The 17,388-nt window shown below is 36.2% G+C and carries 13 protein-coding genes; 11 read left to right on the top strand and 2 right to left on the bottom strand.

What is annotated here, in order from left to right:
- Positions 1–9 precede the first annotated feature (9 nt).
- The 10 genes from pcaDC (at position 10) to hmpA (ending at position 14,184) form a co-directional block, all read left to right on the top strand.
- On the top strand, positions 10–1,137 hold the full coding sequence (gene pcaDC, locus EOD40_RS13430; RefSeq protein ID WP_128196379.1) for a bifunctional 3-oxoadipate enol-lactonase/4-carboxymuconolactone decarboxylase PcaDC: 1,128 nt from the start codon (positions 10–12) through the stop codon (positions 1,135–1,137).
- A gap of 4 nt (positions 1,138–1,141) precedes the next feature.
- On the top strand, positions 1,142–2,320 hold the full coding sequence (locus tag EOD40_RS13435) for a 4-hydroxybenzoate 3-monooxygenase (RefSeq protein ID WP_128196381.1): 1,179 nt from the start codon (positions 1,142–1,144) through the stop codon (positions 2,318–2,320).
- A 55-nt stretch (positions 2,321–2,375) separates the two neighbouring features.
- A complete protein-coding gene (locus tag EOD40_RS13440) occupies positions 2,376–3,722 on the top strand; it encodes a 3-oxoacid CoA-transferase (RefSeq protein WP_128196383.1) in 1,347 nt (448 codons plus the stop codon).
- A gap of 237 nt (positions 3,723–3,959) precedes the next feature.
- Positions 3,960–5,177 (top strand): 3-oxoadipyl-CoA thiolase, encoded by a 1,218-nt coding sequence (pcaF, locus tag EOD40_RS13445; protein WP_128196385.1) that lies wholly within the window; start codon positions 3,960–3,962, stop codon positions 5,175–5,177.
- A 446-nt stretch (positions 5,178–5,623) separates the two neighbouring features.
- Positions 5,624–7,243 carry a phosphoenolpyruvate carboxykinase (ATP) gene (gene pckA / locus EOD40_RS13450; protein WP_128196387.1) on the top strand — a complete coding sequence of 540 codons (1,620 nt, stop codon included), beginning with the start codon at positions 5,624–5,626 and terminating at the stop codon, positions 7,241–7,243.
- Between the two features lie 127 nt (positions 7,244–7,370).
- On the top strand, positions 7,371–9,653 hold the full coding sequence (locus EOD40_RS13455) for an NADP-dependent malic enzyme (protein WP_128196389.1): 2,283 nt from the start codon (positions 7,371–7,373) through the stop codon (positions 9,651–9,653).
- A gap of 91 nt (positions 9,654–9,744) precedes the next feature.
- Positions 9,745–11,277, top strand: a complete 1,533-nt coding sequence (locus EOD40_RS13460; protein ID WP_196781451.1) for a glycoside hydrolase family 43 protein — start codon at positions 9,745–9,747, stop codon at positions 11,275–11,277.
- A 300-nt stretch (positions 11,278–11,577) separates the two neighbouring features.
- The gene (locus EOD40_RS13465; RefSeq protein WP_128196393.1) at positions 11,578–12,165 is read left to right on the top strand and encodes a 5'-methylthioadenosine/S-adenosylhomocysteine nucleosidase family protein; all 588 of its coding nucleotides are present in this window, start codon (positions 11,578–11,580) and stop codon (positions 12,163–12,165) included.
- Between the two features lie 390 nt (positions 12,166–12,555).
- On the top strand, positions 12,556–12,768 hold the full coding sequence (locus EOD40_RS13470; protein ID WP_128196395.1) for a hypothetical protein: 213 nt from the start codon (positions 12,556–12,558) through the stop codon (positions 12,766–12,768).
- 216 nt (positions 12,769–12,984) lie between these two features.
- A complete protein-coding gene (gene hmpA / locus EOD40_RS13475; protein WP_128196397.1) occupies positions 12,985–14,184 on the top strand; it encodes an NO-inducible flavohemoprotein in 1,200 nt (399 codons plus the stop codon).
- A gap of 131 nt (positions 14,185–14,315) precedes the next feature.
- On the opposite strand, the gene EOD40_RS13480 is transcribed toward hmpA, so the two are convergent.
- Together EOD40_RS13480 and EOD40_RS13485 are read right to left on the bottom strand one after the other, a co-directional pair.
- Entirely contained in the window at positions 14,316–14,588 is a 273-nt protein-coding gene (locus EOD40_RS13480) for a type II toxin-antitoxin system YafQ family toxin (protein WP_128196398.1), read from the bottom strand.
- 3 nt (positions 14,589–14,591) lie between these two features.
- Positions 14,592–14,783, bottom strand: coding sequence for a hypothetical protein (locus tag EOD40_RS13485; RefSeq protein ID WP_128196400.1), 192 nt, complete (start codon positions 14,781–14,783; stop codon positions 14,592–14,594).
- 199 nt (positions 14,784–14,982) lie between these two features.
- Here EOD40_RS13485 and EOD40_RS13490 point away from each other — a divergent pair, with 199 nt between their 5' ends.
- Positions 14,983–17,286 (top strand): DNA topoisomerase 3, encoded by a 2,304-nt coding sequence (locus EOD40_RS13490; RefSeq protein WP_128196402.1) that lies wholly within the window; start codon positions 14,983–14,985, stop codon positions 17,284–17,286.
- Positions 17,287–17,388: the final 102 nt, after the last annotated feature.

The following is a 17,388-nucleotide window of genomic DNA, read 5'->3' on the forward strand; positions in this document are numbered from 1 at the left end:
AAAAATATAATGAATACACACTATAAAATATCAGGAACGCCAAACAGCCCCGTTTTAGTTTTTTCTAATTCTTTGGGTGCTAATATGAGTATGTGGGATGAACTCATTCCATTTCTGTTGCCTTATTTTCAGGTATTGCAGTATGATACCCGTGGTCTTGGAGGGAGCGAAATTACTGAAAATCCCTACACAATTGAATTGTTAGGGCAGGATGTTATTGATTTATTGGATCAATTAAAAATTGAAAAAGCCTATTTCTGCGGACTTTCTATGGGAGGTTTGATTGGGCAATGGCTAGGAATACATCATCCGGAACGATTTTCGAAAATAATAATAGCGAATACAGCAGCAAAAATTGGCGATGCGGAAACTTGGAATTCCCGTATGGAAACCATTAAAAAATCAGGAATGGAAGTGATTGTTGATGCGACGATGGAAAGATGGTTTACCGAAAATTTTCGTGCTAACAATCCCAAACGGGTTTCTGAAACCAAGGAGATGTTTTTGAGCAGCAATGTCTTAGGATATTCTAATTGTTGTGCTGCGGTAAGAGATGCTGATTTTAGAGCCGATTTAGATAAAATTACTTCTAAAGTCTTAGTGATTACTGGTGATGAAGATGCGGTGACTAATGTAGACCATGCCGAATTTTTAGCTCAACACATTCCAGATGCGGAGCTTACTATTCTTCCAGCCAGACATTTGTCGGCTACAGAATTGCCAGAGCAATTTGCTTCTCTTTTGATTCAATTTATAGTTGGAACTACCACTTTCGAAAAAGGAATGCATGTGAGACGCACGGTTTTAGGAAATGACCATGTGGATAGAGCGAGTAATAATATCAACGAATTTAATGGAGAGTTTCAGCAATTTATTTCCAATTATGCCTGGGGTGAAATCTGGACCAGACCCGGATTATCCAAACACAATCGAAGCCTTATTACCATTGCGATGCTGATTGCGCTGAACAGAAAAGCAGAATTACAAATGCACCTTAGAGCAGCCTTCAATAATGGTGTTTCGAAAGATGAAATTAAAGAAGTAATCATGCAATCGGGATTGTATTGTGGATTGCCGGCTGCCAATGAAGCCATTCATACAGCGGAAGAAGTGTTTAAAGAATTAAAAATTAATTAAAGAGATGAAAAATTTAGAGACTCAGGTTGGAATTATAGGTGCAGGTCCATCAGGGCTTACATTAGCATTGATGCTTGAAAAACAAGGGATAAAGTCAATAATTATTGAAAATCGCTCTCGTGATTATGTAGAGAATCGTGTTAGAGCTGGTTTGTTAGAACACAATACCGTAGAGGTTTTTGACAGTTTAGGTGTTGCAGAAAGGCTTCATAAAGAAGGATTGGTACATCACGGATGCTACATTAATTTTAATGGAGTGAGTCAGCATATCGATTTTGAAAAACACACTAAAAGACAGGTGACTATTTACGCGCAACAAGAAGTGGTTAAGGATTTAATCCAGTCTTGTGAAGAGCGTGGAATTCCTGTTTTGTTTGAAGCCGATGCTACTGAAATTGCTGAAGTGGAAACTGATAAACCAATTATTCATTTTACACATAATGGTGAAAAGAAAACTATTTCTTGTGATTTTGTAGGCGGTTGTGATGGTTTTCACGGTATTGCCCGCAAGACTCTACCAAAGGATTCCTATAAAGAATACAAAATCGAATACCCATTTAGTTGGTTAGGGATTTTGGCACATGCAGCTCCTACTTATGACGAATTGATATATGCGTATCATAATGAAGGTTTTGCCTTGGCTAGTTTGCGTTCTCCTGTAGTATCTCGTTTGTATTTGCAGGTTGATAATAATGATTCAATCGAAAATTGGTCAGATGAAAAGATTTGGGATCAATTAGAAAAACGTTTGGGAATTGCCTTAAACCGAGGAGAAATTTTCGAAAAAAGTATTACTCCAATGCGCAGTTTTATGATTGACAATATGCAGTTTGGTCGTTTGTTTTTAGCGGGAGATTCGGCTCATATTGTTCCGCCAACAGGTGCTAAGGGATTGAATCAGGCTATTGCCGATATTAATAATTTGGCGAAAGGATTAATCGCATTTTATCAATCGGGGAATGAGGAAGACTTGACTAATTATACCCAAAAATGTTTAGCCAGAGTTTGGCGTTCTCAGGATTTCTCCAATTTCATGACGTATTTATGTCATAAACAATCTGAAGAAGGAACTTTTGAAAGCAAGTTGCAAAAATCGAAGTTTGATTATTTGAGAATGTCAGAAGCCTATCAAAAAACCATTGCCGAAAATTATGTTGGATTGCCATTTGAAGCCTTTGTATAATCAACAAAGCTTTTGAAATAATTGCAATTCTATTTTTAAATATTACAATAAGATAATGAAACAAGTACCTATAATAGATTTAAATACAGCAGCCAAGATGGTGAAAGAGGGAGATATTTTACTCCAGGGAGGATTTGGTATGACTGGGAATCCTGTTCATCTGATGCATGCTTTGGCCGAAATTGGAACAAAAGAGCTCACTTTTATCGGAAACAATACGGGTGAAGCTGGAATTGGCGGAGGCAGATTGCTGCGAAACGGTCAATTGAAAAAGATGATTGGTTCTTTTTTTACTTCCAATCCTGATGCGGTAAAAGCGGCACAAACAGGTGAAGTAGATTATGAATTATTGCCACAGGGAACTCTTGCCGAAGCAATCAGAGCCGGAGGTGCGGGAATTGGTGGTTTCTATACGCCAACTTCAGCCGGGACTTTGATAGCTAATGGCCGGGAAACCAAAATTATTGATGGCGAAGAACAGGTTTTTATCAAAGGAATTAGAGGAAATGTCGCATTTATTCGTGCCTGGAGAGCCGATACTGCCGGGAATTTGCAATACCGAATGACCGAGAATAATTTTAATAAAGCTATGGCTACTGCTGCTGATTTAGTGATTGCCGAAGTGGAGGAAATTGTCGCTGTAGGTGAGATTGCACCTGAATTTGTTCATACGCCAGGTTGTTTTGTGGATTATTTGGTGGAAGCTAAAATTACATTAGAAGACTTAGGAAGTTCGGCTTCGGTTTCGGCTTCTAAAAAAGTGGATGAAAGCCGAATGAATATGGCTAAGCGTGCATTGGCGGAATTGAAAAAAGGAGATGTGGTGAATTTAGGTATTGGAATTCCAACCTTGGTAGCCGATTTAATTACCGATGAACACGGCATTATTTTGCATACCGAAAACGGAATGTTAGGTGTGGGGCCTGTTCCTACTGATGGAGGAGGGGCGATGGATTATCCGGTTAATGCAGGTAAAATTCCTGTGACGGCTCTTAAAGGAAGTAGTTATTTTGATAGTGCCGATTCCTTTGCGATGATTCGCGGAGGACATGTGGATACCGCTATCATGGGAGGTTTAGAAGTGGACGAGTCGGCGAATTTAGCCAATTGGGCTGTTCCCGGAAAACCACTTTTGGGCGTTGGTGGCGCAATGGATTTGGCAAAAGGAGCCAAACGATTAATTATCACGATGACACATTCTAATCCGGATGGTTCTTCTAAAATTGTCCCAAAATGTGTTTTACCGCTTACGGCTTCGGCTGTAGTGGATTTGGTTATTACTGATTTGGCCGTATTTTCTTTTAATGCGGGTCAATTGACTTTGATCGAAATTATGCCGGGAAGCTCATTGGAAGAAATAAAATCAAAAACAACGGCACAGTTCAGGATTGATTTAGATTAATAGTAAAGGGGTTTCAAACGATTTTTTTACACGAAATAAATTAAGGATGCATTATTTTGAATAGTAATGCATCTTTTTTGAATATCTAGATACGCTACTAAAATTTACCTTTGTTTAATATTCAGTCTAATTATAATGAAGTATCTTTTGCAAAGGTTTTTAGAATTGAAAAACATTTTTTAGCTGTAAAAATAGAATAGCATTTTATACTCAGATTAAAAAACAAACTATAAAGACATGAACCATTCATATATAATAGATGCAATCAGAACGCCAATAGGGAGTTTTGGAGGAAGTTTATCCACTTTAAGAGCCGATGATTTAGCGGCTTTAACCATCAAGGAATTGGTGAAAAGAAATCCTAATATACCCGTTGAAATGATTGATGAGGTAATTCTTGGAAATCATAATCAAGCTGGAGAAGACAATAGAAATGTGGCACGAATGGCGTCATTATTGGCAGGATTACCTTTTACGGTTCCCGCTCAAACAGTCAACCGACTTTGTGCTTCGGGAATGTCAGCCGTTATTGATGCTTCAAGAAGTATTCAGGTAGGCGATGCCGAGATTATGATTGCAGGAGGAATGGAACACATGACCCGCAGCCCGTGGGTGATTTCTAAAACTTCAAAGCCTTTTGGTAACGATGCCCAAATGTTTGATTCCAGTTTTGGATGGCGTTTTGTGAATCCGAAAATGCAGGCCATGTATGGAACAGATGCGATGGGAGTTACTGCTGAAAATTTGGTGGAAATGTATAATATAAGTCGTGAAGATCAGGATTTATTTGCTTACAATTCCCAACAAAAAGCTTTTGCAGCGCAACAAAACGGACGATTAAATGAAGAAATTGTTGCTGTTGAATTGGCTGATAAAAAAGGAAATATAACGGTATTTGATAAAGACGAATTTGTAAAGGGAAATACCACTTTAGAAAAATTAGCCACGCTTCGAGCTGTTTTTAAGAAAGAAAACGGAACCGTTACCGCAGGAAATGCCGCGGGTTTGAACGATGGTTCGGCGGCTTTGTTTTTGGCTTCTGAAAAAGCGATAAAAAAATACAATTTAACTCCAAAAGCCCGAATTGTAGCTTCGGCAATAGTGGGAGTAGAGCCTAGAATTATGGGGATTGGTCCTGTTGGCGCTACTCAAAAAGCACTTGAAAAAGCAGGTCTGACATTAGAAGATATCGATATTATAGAATTAAACGAAGCTTTTGCGGCGCAGTCTTTGGCTTGTACCAGAGCTTTAGGTTTAGCGGATAATGATCCTAGAATCAATCCAAATGGAGGTGCTATTGCTTTAGGGCATCCACTGGGAATGTCAGGAACCCGAATTTTACAAACCGCTACGATTGAACTTCAAAAACAAAATAAGAGATATGCACTTTGTACCATGTGTATTGGTGTGGGAATGGGATATGCCGTGATTATCGAAAATGTAAATATAAAGTAGGTTGTTATGCTGTTGGGTGTAATTAGTTTTTAGTGAGTTTAAGTTGTCCTTAGCTTCCGCAGTCGAGTGTCAAATGTTTGAAGAATGCGTAAAAAGAAAATCTGTTTGAGCGTAGCGAGTTATTTTTTTTTAGTATTCGAAAACTAATTTGACCGATGAGGAAGCGTAAGACTTGATTTTTTTGTTTCTTTTTTGATCAAGCAAAAAAGAAAATTAGTAAACCATAATTTCACATTTAATAAAAACGTCATTGGTAGTGATCCCATTTTTGAAAGGGATAGTTTCGAGAATAAGAAAATTTATTATTAAAAACTGTTCTCGATACATTTTTTGCTTCATTTCATTACGCAAAAAACACTCGAACTGACGCAAAATTATCATCAAAAACTAATTATACCCAATGGGTTTAGAATAATAAAATAATACGTTTTTAAAAATTGAATACCATGAAAAATATAAAAGTTATTCAGGATTTACATGATTTGGGAATTACAGGTGATTACGAAATATGTTATAACCCTTCTTATGACGAGTTGTTTCAGGCCGAAGTTTCACATAGTAGTAAAGGATATGAAAAAGGAGCTGTAACTGATACAGGAGCAGTGGCCGTAAAGACAGGAGTTTTTACAGGGCGTTCTCCTAAAGATCGCTATATAGTGCTTGATGAGGTTACAAAAGACACCATTTATTGGGATGATAACGTTAATTTTCCAACGAACAAAGAAGTCTGGGATGATTTGAAAGGATTGGTTTTGAATCAACTTTCTACTTCTAAAAAGATATATGTAGTGGATGCTTTTTGTGGTGCGAATGAAGATACCCGTTTAAAAGTTCGCTTTGTGATGGAAGTGGCCTGGCAAGCCCATTTTGTAACCAATATGTTTATCAGGCCTTCGGTATACGAATTAGAAAATTTTGGAGAGCCTGATTTTATTGTGATGAATGCTTCTAAAGTGACCAATCCAAATTGGGAAGTACAGGGCTTAAATTCTGAAAATTTTGTAGTATTCAATTTAACGGAAAAAATCCAAATCATTGGTGGAACCTGGTATGGTGGAGAAATGAAAAAAGGCATGTTTGCCATGATGAATTATTATTTGCCATTAAAAGGATTAGCATCGATGCATTGTTCGGCAAATGTGGGCGAAAAAGGAGATGTTGCCCTTTTCTTTGGTCTTTCGGGAACAGGAAAAACAACGCTTTCGGCAGATCCTAAACGTTATTTAATTGGTGATGATGAACACGGTTGGGATGAAAATGGAGTTTTTAATTATGAAGGCGGATGTTATGCCAAAGTGATTGATTTAAGCGAACAAAACGAACCCGATATTTGGCGAGCCATTAAAAGAGATGCTTTATTAGAGAATGTTATCGTAAATGAATATGGCGAAGTTGATTATTACGACCATTCGATAACCGAAAATTCAAGAGTTTCTTATCCGATATACCAAATTAATAAAATTGTTTTGCCTTCAAAAGCCGGACATGCCAATAAAATTATTTATCTTTCGGCAGATGCTTTTGGGGTTTTACCTCCGGTTTCTATTTTAGATGAAGATCAGGCGCAATACCATTTTTTATGTGGATATACTTCAAAATTAGCAGGGACTGAGAGAGGAATTACCGAACCGGTACCTTCGTTTTCACCCGCTTTTGGAGAAGCATTTTTGACCTTGCATCCTACGAAATATTCCCAAACGCTTATCAGTAAAATGAAAGAGCATGGTGCAAAAGCCTATTTGGTAAATACAGGTTGGAATGGAACAGGAAAAAGAATTTCGCTTAAAAATACCAGAGCTATTATTGATGCCATCATAAACGGTGAAATCAATGAAGTAGCTACCCGAAAAATACCTTTTTTAAATTTAACAGTACCTACTTCTTTAACAGATGTAAGTGAAGGAATTTTGGATCCAAGAGATTCTTATACTGATGTTAATGAATGGGAAGAAAAAGCAAAAGATTTGGCTTCCCGTTACATCCAGAATTTTGAACGCTACACTGATACCGAAGAAGGAAAACGTTTAGTGGTTTCGGGACCAACATTAGAACCAGTATTGTTCTAAATTAGAGAAACTATTTTTTAAATGTTGGGAGGCATTTTTAAAATGGTTATTTTTATATGATTAATAATTATTACACAATCAAAAGACAAATTAGAATTACAATTTATTAAATTTTATAATTGAATTTATGAGTAAAGAAAAATTAAAAAGAGACGCCTTACTATACCATGCTGAACCGCAACCCGGGAAAATAAAAATAGTGCCTACAAAACCTTATGCTACCCAACGTGATTTAGGATTGGCCTATTCTCCAGGAGTGGCTGAACCTTGTTTAGAAATTGCTGCTGATGTCAATAACGTCTATAAATATACCGCCAAAGGAAACTTAGTTGCAGTAATATCTAACGGAACTGCTGTTTTAGGATTGGGAGATATTGGTCCTGAAGCTTCTAAACCCGTAATGGAAGGAAAGTCGTTATTGTTTAAAATTTTTGCTGACATTGACAGTATCGACATTGAATTAGACACTAAGGATGTGGATAAATTCATTGAAACGGTAAAAATCATGGCGCCTACTTTTGGTGGAATTAATCTGGAAGACATCAAAGCTCCTGAAGCTTTTGAAATCGAAAGAAGGCTTAAAGAAGAATTGGACATTCCGGTGATGCATGACGATCAGCATGGAACTGCAATTATATCGGCTGCTGCCTTATTGAATGCCTTGGAAATCACCAATAAAAAAATAGAAGAAGTACGCATTGTAGTCAGTGGAGCTGGAGCTGCGGCTGTTTCTTGTACTAAATTATATAAAGCTTTTGGTGCCCGTGCTGAAAACATTGTGATGTTAGACAGTAAAGGTGTAATTAGAAGTGACAGAGAAAATTTATCGGGGGAGAAATTAGAATTTGCTTCAGACAGAAAGATTGATACCCTGGAAGAAGCGATGGTCGATGCCGATGTTTTCATTGGGTTATCTATTGCTGATGTTGTTAATCCGGAGATGTTATTGTCTATGGCAAAAGATCCAATTGTTTTTGCTATGGCAAATCCGGATCCTGAGATTGCTTATGAACTGGCGGTGCAAACCAGAAAAGATATTATCATGGCAACAGGACGTTCAGATCATCCTAATCAGGTGAATAATGTTTTGGGATTCCCATATATTTTTAGAGGAGCACTGGATGTTAGAGCAACAAAAATTAACGAGCCTATGAAAATGGCTGCTGTTAAGGCTTTGGCCGAATTAGCAAAAGAATCTGTTCCTGAACAGGTAAATATTGCCTATGGCGAAACGCGTCTGGCTTTTGGTAGAGATTACATCATCCCAAAACCTTTTGATCCAAGATTGATTTATTCAGTTCCTCCGGCTGTTGCTAAAGCGGCAATGGATTCAGGTGTAGCCCGAATTGCAATTGAAGATTGGGATAATTACAAAGAAGAATTGTTATTGCGTTCAGGTAATGATAATAAGGTGGTTCGTATGCTTCACAATAGAGCAAAAACAAATCCTAAAAAGATTGTATTTGCCGAAGCTGATCAATTAGATGTTTTAAAAGCTGCCCAAATTGTTTATGAAGAAGGAATTGCCATACCTATTTTATTAGGTAATAAAGAAACTATTGTAGAACTTAAAAAAGAGTTGGACTTTAATGCCGATGTTGTGATTATTGATTCCAAAGATGCTGAATCTAAGGACAAAAGAACACAATATGCTGAGAAATATTGGAACAACAGAAAAAGAAGTGGAGCCACTTTATACAGTTCTCAGTCAAAAATGAGAGAGCGCAATTATTTTGGGGCGATGATGGTTCTTGAAGGTGATGCTGACGGAATGATTTCGGGTTATACCAGAGCCTATCCTACGGTTGTAAAACCTATTTTTGAAGTGATTGGAAGAGCTGCTAATGTGAAAAAAGTGGCTACGGTTAATATTTTGGCAACCGAAAGAGGACCAATGTTTTTAGCTGATACAGCTATTAATATCGAACCAACAGCAGAAGAATTAGCCGATATTGCCCAAATGACGGCAAATGTTGCTACCACTTTTGGTTTTGATTCTGTTATTGCGATGCTTTCGTATTCTAATTTTGGTTCATCAACTCATCCTAATTCTGCTAAAGTTAGAAAAGCAGTTAGCATTTTGCATGAAAACAATCCTGAATTAGTAGTGGATGGAGACATTCAAACCGATTTTGCCTTGAATACCGAATTGTTAGAAAAGACTTTTCCTTTTTCAAAATTAGCAGGTAAAAAAGTAAATACGCTTGTTTTTCCAAATTTAGAATCGGCTAACATCACTTATAAATTGATGAAGGAATTGAATAAGTCTGAATCTATTGGGCCTATTATGATGGGATTAAGTGAGCCTGTTCATATTCTTCAATTAGGTGCAAGCGTGAACGAAATCGTGAACATGACAGCTGTAGCTGTAGTTGATGCCCAGGAGCGTGAAAAAACAAGAAAAGCTTAATAATATGGCTATTCACAATAAAAACAGCTTTCGAAAAAAGCTTCAGTTTGTCGCATTATTGCTCTTTTTTCAAATCTCAATTTTTGCTCAAGTGGAATACAAAAACCCCGTTTTACCGGGGTTTTTTCCTGATCCGAGTATTTGTAAAGTGGGAGATGATTTTTATATGGTCAACAGTAGTTTTGGCTATTTTCCGGGTGTGCCCATTTTTCAAAGTAAAAATCTGGTCAATTGGACGCAAATTGGTTATGTTTTAGACAGGGAAGAACAATTGCCTTTGGCGAATGCCCAAACCACTTTAGGGATTTTTGCGCCTACAATTCGTTTTCATAATGGTTTGTTTTATATGACTACGACAAATATTTCTGACAAGGGAAATTTTTATGTCACTGCCAAAAATCCTGCCGGTCCATGGTCTAATCCTGTTTGGATAAAAACTCCGGGCATCGATCCAAGTTTGTTTTTTGATGATAATGGAAAAGTATATATCACTTCTGCCCAAAATTGGGGACCGGTACAAAATGGTATTATGATGTCAGAAATAGATATTAAAACGGGAGAGTTGCTTTCAGAACCTGTCAGTATTTGGAAAGGTTCCGGGAATAAATATCCTGAAGGACCACATATTTATAAAAAAGACGGATTCTATTATTTGCTGATTGCCGAGGGAGGAACGGAGTATGGACACGGGGTAACTATTGGGAGAAGTCAAAATATTTGGGGACCTTTTGAAAGTAATCCGGCTAATCCTATTTTGTCTCATGCCAATGCAAAAGGAGCGTCTAATCCGATTCAGGGTGTTGGTCACGGCGATTTAGTTCAGGCTAATGATGGTTCCTGGTTTATGGTGGCATTGGGTTTTAGACCTTTGAACAACCATCAAACTCTGGGAAGAGAAACTTTTCTGGCGCCTGTGGTTTGGGAAAAAGACAAATGGCCTGTGGTAAATACTAATGGAACTATTTCTGTAGACATGAAAGTAGATCAACTTCCGGGAAAAGTAAAAGCTGAAAATTACAATCAGAATGAAGATTTCAATACGGATAAATTAGGTTTAGATTGGAATTATTTGAACAATCCCATAAAAGGAAATTATTCACTTTCGGAGCGAAAAGGCTATTTAAGACTTTATGGAAGTGCGAAATCATTGAGCCAAAATAACGGAGTGACATTTGTAGGTCGCAGACAAAATTTGTTTGATTTTACAGCCACTACATCTTTGGATTTTAATCCAAAAACAGCCAATGAAGAGGCTGGAATCACCTTGTTTAAAGAGGCTTTGTATCATTACCAACTTTCGATTCGAAAAAAAGGAAAGCAACGCGAACTGGTTTTGTCTTATAATATTGGACAAATTAATGCTGTTGCAAAACAAATTGTTCTTAAAGACGGTGCTGTAAATCTGATTATTAAGGGGACTCAGGAATTTTATGAATTTGGTTTCTCCCAAGGAAAAGATGCCGTTACCATATTAGGAAAAGTTGATAGCCGCTTTTTAAGTACTGAAACTGCCGGTGGTTTTACAGGTTTGTATATTGGCCTTTTTGCCAGTGGCAATGGTGTAAAATCTAAAACAGCTGCCGATTTTGATAGCTTTGTTTATACTAATAATAGTTCAAAATAATCGCTTTAGTTCTTAAAACTGAATTGTCATAAATTTCAAAAAGGCGAACCTGATTTTGTAAAGAAATTGGGTTCGCCTTTTTATTTAAAGCTTAATTTTCAGGTTGATTTTATAATACTGATTATGTATTCAATATAGCCCTCCAAAAAAAGAGGACTATTTTCATACTATATCGGCATTATACCAGAACGTCATGGATTAAATAATAAATACAATTGGTATAATTTGTAATTTTGCCGACGAAAATTTGATAGACTTTATTTAAAAGTTCTTTATCACATAATAAATCAACCCATACCGATGATAGCAATTAATCAAAACCATAAATATTCACTGGAAAATGTCCTTTTTGTATTTGCATTAGAAATGGAAGCAGGTGAAGTTTTTCATGCTCAAAATAAGTTGTTTACCGGAATAGGGAAGGTGAATGCTACTTATGAGTTGACTAAGGCGATTCATCAAAAAAAGCCGGATTTAATTGTGAATTTAGGTTCTGCCGGAAGCAGTCAGTTCCGTAAAGGGGATGTTGTTTGTTGTACGCAATTTGTACAACGCGATATGGATGTAACAGGTTTGGGTTTCGAACTTTATGAAACACCTTTTTCGGACGTGCCATCGTTATTGAAATATGGTTTGCCAATGGAAAGTCTTCCTACGGGAATTTGCGGTACGGGAGATAATTTTGAGATGGGACATACCGAAACGAAATATGATGTTGTGGATATGGAAGCTTATGCTCTGGCAACCATTGCCATGAAAGAAAAGATTCCGTTTTTATGTCTCAAATATATTTCAGACGGTGCCGATGACAACGCAGCCGATGACTGGACGGTTCTGGTTCACAAAGCCTCTGTTGCTTTTGGTGAAATTCTTCAAATTAACAACTAATAATTGTAAATCAAAAACGTCAGTTCGAGACTTAATTTTATTCCAAAAAGACAATATAAATGACGTTGACTTTGTTTTTAATTAAAAATAAAACTTTTGTTATTTGTGAGTTTTAATTGTCCTTAGCTTTCGCAGTCGAGTGTCAAATGTTTGAAGAATACGTAAAAAGAAAATCTGTTTGAGCGTAGCGAGTTATTTTCTTTTAGTATTCGAAAACTAATTTGACCGACGAGGAAGCGTAAGACTTGATTTTTTTGTTTCTTTTTTGATCAAGCAAAAAAGAAAATTATTAAACCTATAATTTCACTTTTAATAAAAACGTCATTGTCAGTTATCGAAAACCGTTTTTGAGGATAAATTTTATTGTCGTTAATAATTAAAAAAATGAAGATGGAAGTTTTAAAAACAATAGAAAAAATAATTGAAACTCCATTTATCGAAGATGAATTTGAGGCTGGTTCCGTTTGTTTTGCCAATGATGAAGATCTAAGAGCGGATTTTAAACTTCAGTTTAGAATTTATGATGTGATGAATTATGTTTATGGCGTATTAATCAGTTGTATTGGAAAGAAAATCAAAAACTGGAATCTATTTTGCTTTTGAAAATTCCGTATCCTTCAAACGCTGCTTCTTTCTGGCACTATTGTAGCATTGGAAAGAAATTCCGTCAAGAACATCCTATCCGGGAAATGGAATTTATTGTTATTTCCGAATTAAATTGGCAAATGATTTAAGGTTAATTTGTATGGCTTTATGATGCAAATCATAAAAGTCAATTATCGTTCTAAGTTAATTTTGGAAAAAATTAAATTTTCTATTATGAACATTGAACAAAAACAATTAATTAAAGCTACTATCCCCATTTTACAATCTTCAGGTGAAGTTCTCACGGCCTATTTTTACAAGCGAATGTTCGAACACAATCCCGAATTAAAATCCGTTTTTAATATGGGAAATCAGGCTAATGGCAAACAAAAACATGCCCTTGCAGGAGCTGTTCTGGCTTATGCAGAGCACATTGATAATCCTTCGGTATTGATTAATGTATTGAAAGGAATTGGAAATAAACACGTAAGTTTAAATATTCAGGCCGAAGATTATGCCATTGTAGGAGGACATTTAATTGCTTCGATACAGGAAGTTTTAGGAGATGTAGCCACGCCGGAATTAGTAGAAGCCTGGACTGTTGCGTATAATGAATTGGCAGAAATAATGATTGGTATAGAGGCCGAATTCTATATTAAAAATACAGAAAAAACAGGAGCCTGGAACGGTTGGAGAAATTTTACCATCAAAGAAATCGTTAACGAATCAGATGAAATCAAATCATTTTATTTGTATCCAACGGATGGAAAAGAAATTGTAACTTACACTGCTGGACAATATTTAAGTGTGCAGGTTTTTGTAGAACAGTTGGGATTATTACAACCTAGACAATACAGTCTTTCTACAGCATTTAATCCAAATTATTATAGAATATCTGTCAAAAAAGAAACTGCTTTGGAAACTCAGCCCGAAGGCATGGTTTCGAATACTTTACACCAAATGAAAGAAGGAGACACGGTAAATGTATCGGCACCGGCAGGGAATTTTTCATTGCAGGATGTTGATGCGCCAATTGTTTTAATAAGTGGCGGAGTGGGAGTGACTCCATTGTTGAGTATGCTGGAAACCAATAAAAAGAATGCGAAAAACAAAACCGTTTGGATTCACGGATGTAGAAATAATGCTGTTCATGCTTTTAAAGAAGTTGTAGAAACTATCGAAGAAGAATCAGACTGGTTAGAAAGCTATGTTTTTAATGAAGATTTGGATGATAATGAGAGTAATCGAATTATAAAAGGAAGAGTCGATTTGGAAAAATGTAAAGAAGCCATTTTACTGGAAAATGCCCATTATTACTTATGTGGTCCGGCTCCTTTTATCAAAGCGCATTATGAATCATTAGTTGGTTTTAATATTGATAAATCGAATATTTTTTATGAAGAATTTGGTCCTCAATCTGTTTCTTTAAATTAAAATTTAGTTGCTAGTTATAAATAAGTTTTAAAAAAAAATTAACCTTTTCAGAGTTCAAAACTCTGAAAGGGTTAATACTTAGCGTGTGTAACGAAGTTTGGAAACTTCGTAGAGTTGGTATAAAAAAGCGACTAAAATAAGTCGCTGTGGGTTCCTGTATTGATAAATAAAAGAGTAAGTTCATTGTCGTTTTGTAACCAAACTAAAAGCCAGTCACCTTTAATATGGCATTCCCAGCAATTATCATAATTCCCGGATAATTTATGTGGTCTGTATTTTTGAGGTAGAGTTCCTGTTTTTTCTAAAATAGAAATTACAGCTTCTAGTTTAGACATATCGTAACCTCTTTTTTTGCAAAGTTTTAATTCTTTTTCAAATTGCTTAGTTGCTGAAATTTTATACATTAATTAACCTAAAACTTTATTGAAAAGGTCACTAGTACTTTTATAAGTAGTAACACGTCCTTTTTTTACATCTTCTAAAGATAAATCAATTGCCGTTTTCTCAATTTTTTTAAAAACGCCCAACGAGAGTATATATGCAATAGTTTTTTTTGCGATAACGTTACGAGCATCATAAGATAATGTTATTGTGGCCATAAGATAAATTTTTAATACTACAAAGATATAAAATATTCCAAATTAAAAATCTTGACAAAAGCAAAATTAGTATAAGCTTCGGCTGTTGTTGTGGATTTGTTGTGGTTATTGTAAAAGTTGTGGTTCATAACTCCTGATGATTTCTCTTTATTTCCAATTTTGAAATTCCTAATTTGCGGCCTTAAATCAGGAAGATAAAATGAAGGTCTGTATTGCCGAAAAACCCAGTGTAGCACGTGAAATTGCATCCGTTTTGGGAGCGAATACCAAGCATGATGGCTATTATGAAGGTAATGGCTATGCCGTAACCTACACCTTTGGTCATTTATGTACCTTAAAAGAACCCAACGATTACAGACCCTATTGGAAAAGTTGGGATTTGAATAACCTTCCGATGCTTCCCGAAAAATTTGAAACTAAAGTAGTGGAGAATGCGGGTATTCAGAAGCAATTTAAAATTGTAAAAAGTTTATTTGACAAAGCCGAATTGGTCATCAACTGTGGGGATGCCGGACAGGAAGGAGAGTTGATTCAGCGTTGGGTAATGAATGAGGCCAATTATAAAGGAGAGGTGAAACGCCTGTGGATTTCTTCCTTAACCACCGAAGCCATAAAAGAAGGTTTTGAAAACCTCAAACCATCCACCAACTACGATAATTTATACTATGCCGGTTTTTCCAGAGCCATTGGCGACTGGTTATTGGGGATGAATGCTACCCGTTTGTACACTGTAAAACACGGCGGTTACAAACAGGTATTATCTATTGGGCGTGTACAAACGCCAACATTGGCAATGGTTGTGGATCGTTTTAAAGAAATCGAAAACTTCGTACCGCAACCTTATTGGGAGTTACAAACCTTGTATAGAGAAACACTTTTTAGTTATGAAGAAGGACGTTTTCTAAAAAAAGAAGACGGGGAAATTTTAGCCGATAAAGTAAAGGAAAGTGATTTCGAAATTGTTACTGTCGAAAAAAAGAATGGAAATGAATATGCGCCAAAGCTTTTTGACTTAACAGGATTGCAGGTGTATTGCAATACCAAGTTTGGATTTTCGGCTGATGAAACGCTTAAAATAGTTCAGACTTTGTACGAACAAAAAGTAGTTACTTATCCCAGAGTGGATACTACTTTTTTACCAAGCGATATTTATCCTAAAGTACCCGGAATTCTTCAAAAGTTGACTAATTACAGTGTATTGACTGAAGTTCTTTTAGGAAAAAAGATTAAAAAATCGCCAAAGGTTTTCAATGATAAAAAAGTAACCGATCACCATGCAATAATCCCGACTGGAATACAAAATAATTTACCGTACAATCAGCAACAGGTGTATGATATTATTGTAAAGCGTTTTATTGCCGTTTTTTATGACGATTGTCTGGTTGCCAATACCACGGTAATTGGTAAAGCAGCCGATGTGACTTTTAAAACCACCGGAAAAGAGATTTTAAAAAAGGGATTTAGAGTTGTTTTTGAAGATCCGAATGCCAAAGAAAAAGAAGCCGATTTATTGCCAAGTTTTGTTGTGGGAGAAAAAGGCCCGCACGAACCTTCGTTTTTAGAAAAAGAAACCAAAGCACCTAATCAGTTTACCGAGGCTTCTTTATTGAGAGCGATGGAAACCGCAGGAAAGCAAGTGGATGATGAGGATTTACGCGAATTGATGAAAGAAAATGGCATTGGACGACCATCTACAAGAGCCAATATTATTGAAACGTTGTTTAAACGCCAATACATTGTTCGAAATAAAAAGCAAGTACTACCAACACCAACAGGAATTCAGCTTATTGACATCATTCAAAATGAATTGATAAAGTCGGCTGAGTTGACGGGTTCCTGGGAAAAGCAGTTAAAGGATATTGAAAAAGGAACTTTTACTGCTGCTGCGTTTATCAATAATATGAAACGCATGGTAGATGCTTTGGTATATGAAGTACGGAGCGAAACTACCCGTGCCAATATTTCGCATGCCGGAAGTATTCAAAAAGAAGTGGCTGCTGTTGAGAAAAAGAAAGCGGCGGGAATGGAAGCTGAATCCTGTCCGAAATGTAAAAAAGCGACATTGATAAAAGGAAAATCAGCTTATGGTTGTGGCGGTTATAAAGCAGGTTGCGATTTTCTATTGCCTTTTACTTTTGGAACCAAAAAAATATCAGAGAACCAATATTTGCGATTGCTTCAAAAAGGCTCCACAGTCAATTTAAAAGACTTTAAAATTAATGATGATATAGTAGAAGGTTTACTTCGTTTTGATGAAAATTTCCAACTTAAATTAGAACCTAAGAAAACAGCCCCGAAGACAACATCTGCACCAACATCAGATGAATTAGCTTGTCCGAAATGCCAAAAAGGAACCATTATAAAAGGCAACACCGCCTATGGCTGTAGCCATTATAAATCAGGCTGTGATTTTAAAGTTACTTTTGATGTAGTTAGAGAAAAATTAAAAGACCAGAAACCAACGAAGGAACTGGTTTATGCTATTTTGAAGGAAGGAGTTTAATAAGTATTTTTCTGAAGTCTTGAACCCAATACTTACACTTTTGTGTAAACCTATTTTATTATAAAACAATAAATTCCGTACCATGTGATTGATACGGAATTT

It is taken from the genome of Flavobacterium sufflavum (genome assembly GCF_004016525.1).
Taxonomy (GTDB): domain Bacteria; phylum Bacteroidota; class Bacteroidia; order Flavobacteriales; family Flavobacteriaceae; genus Flavobacterium; species Flavobacterium sufflavum.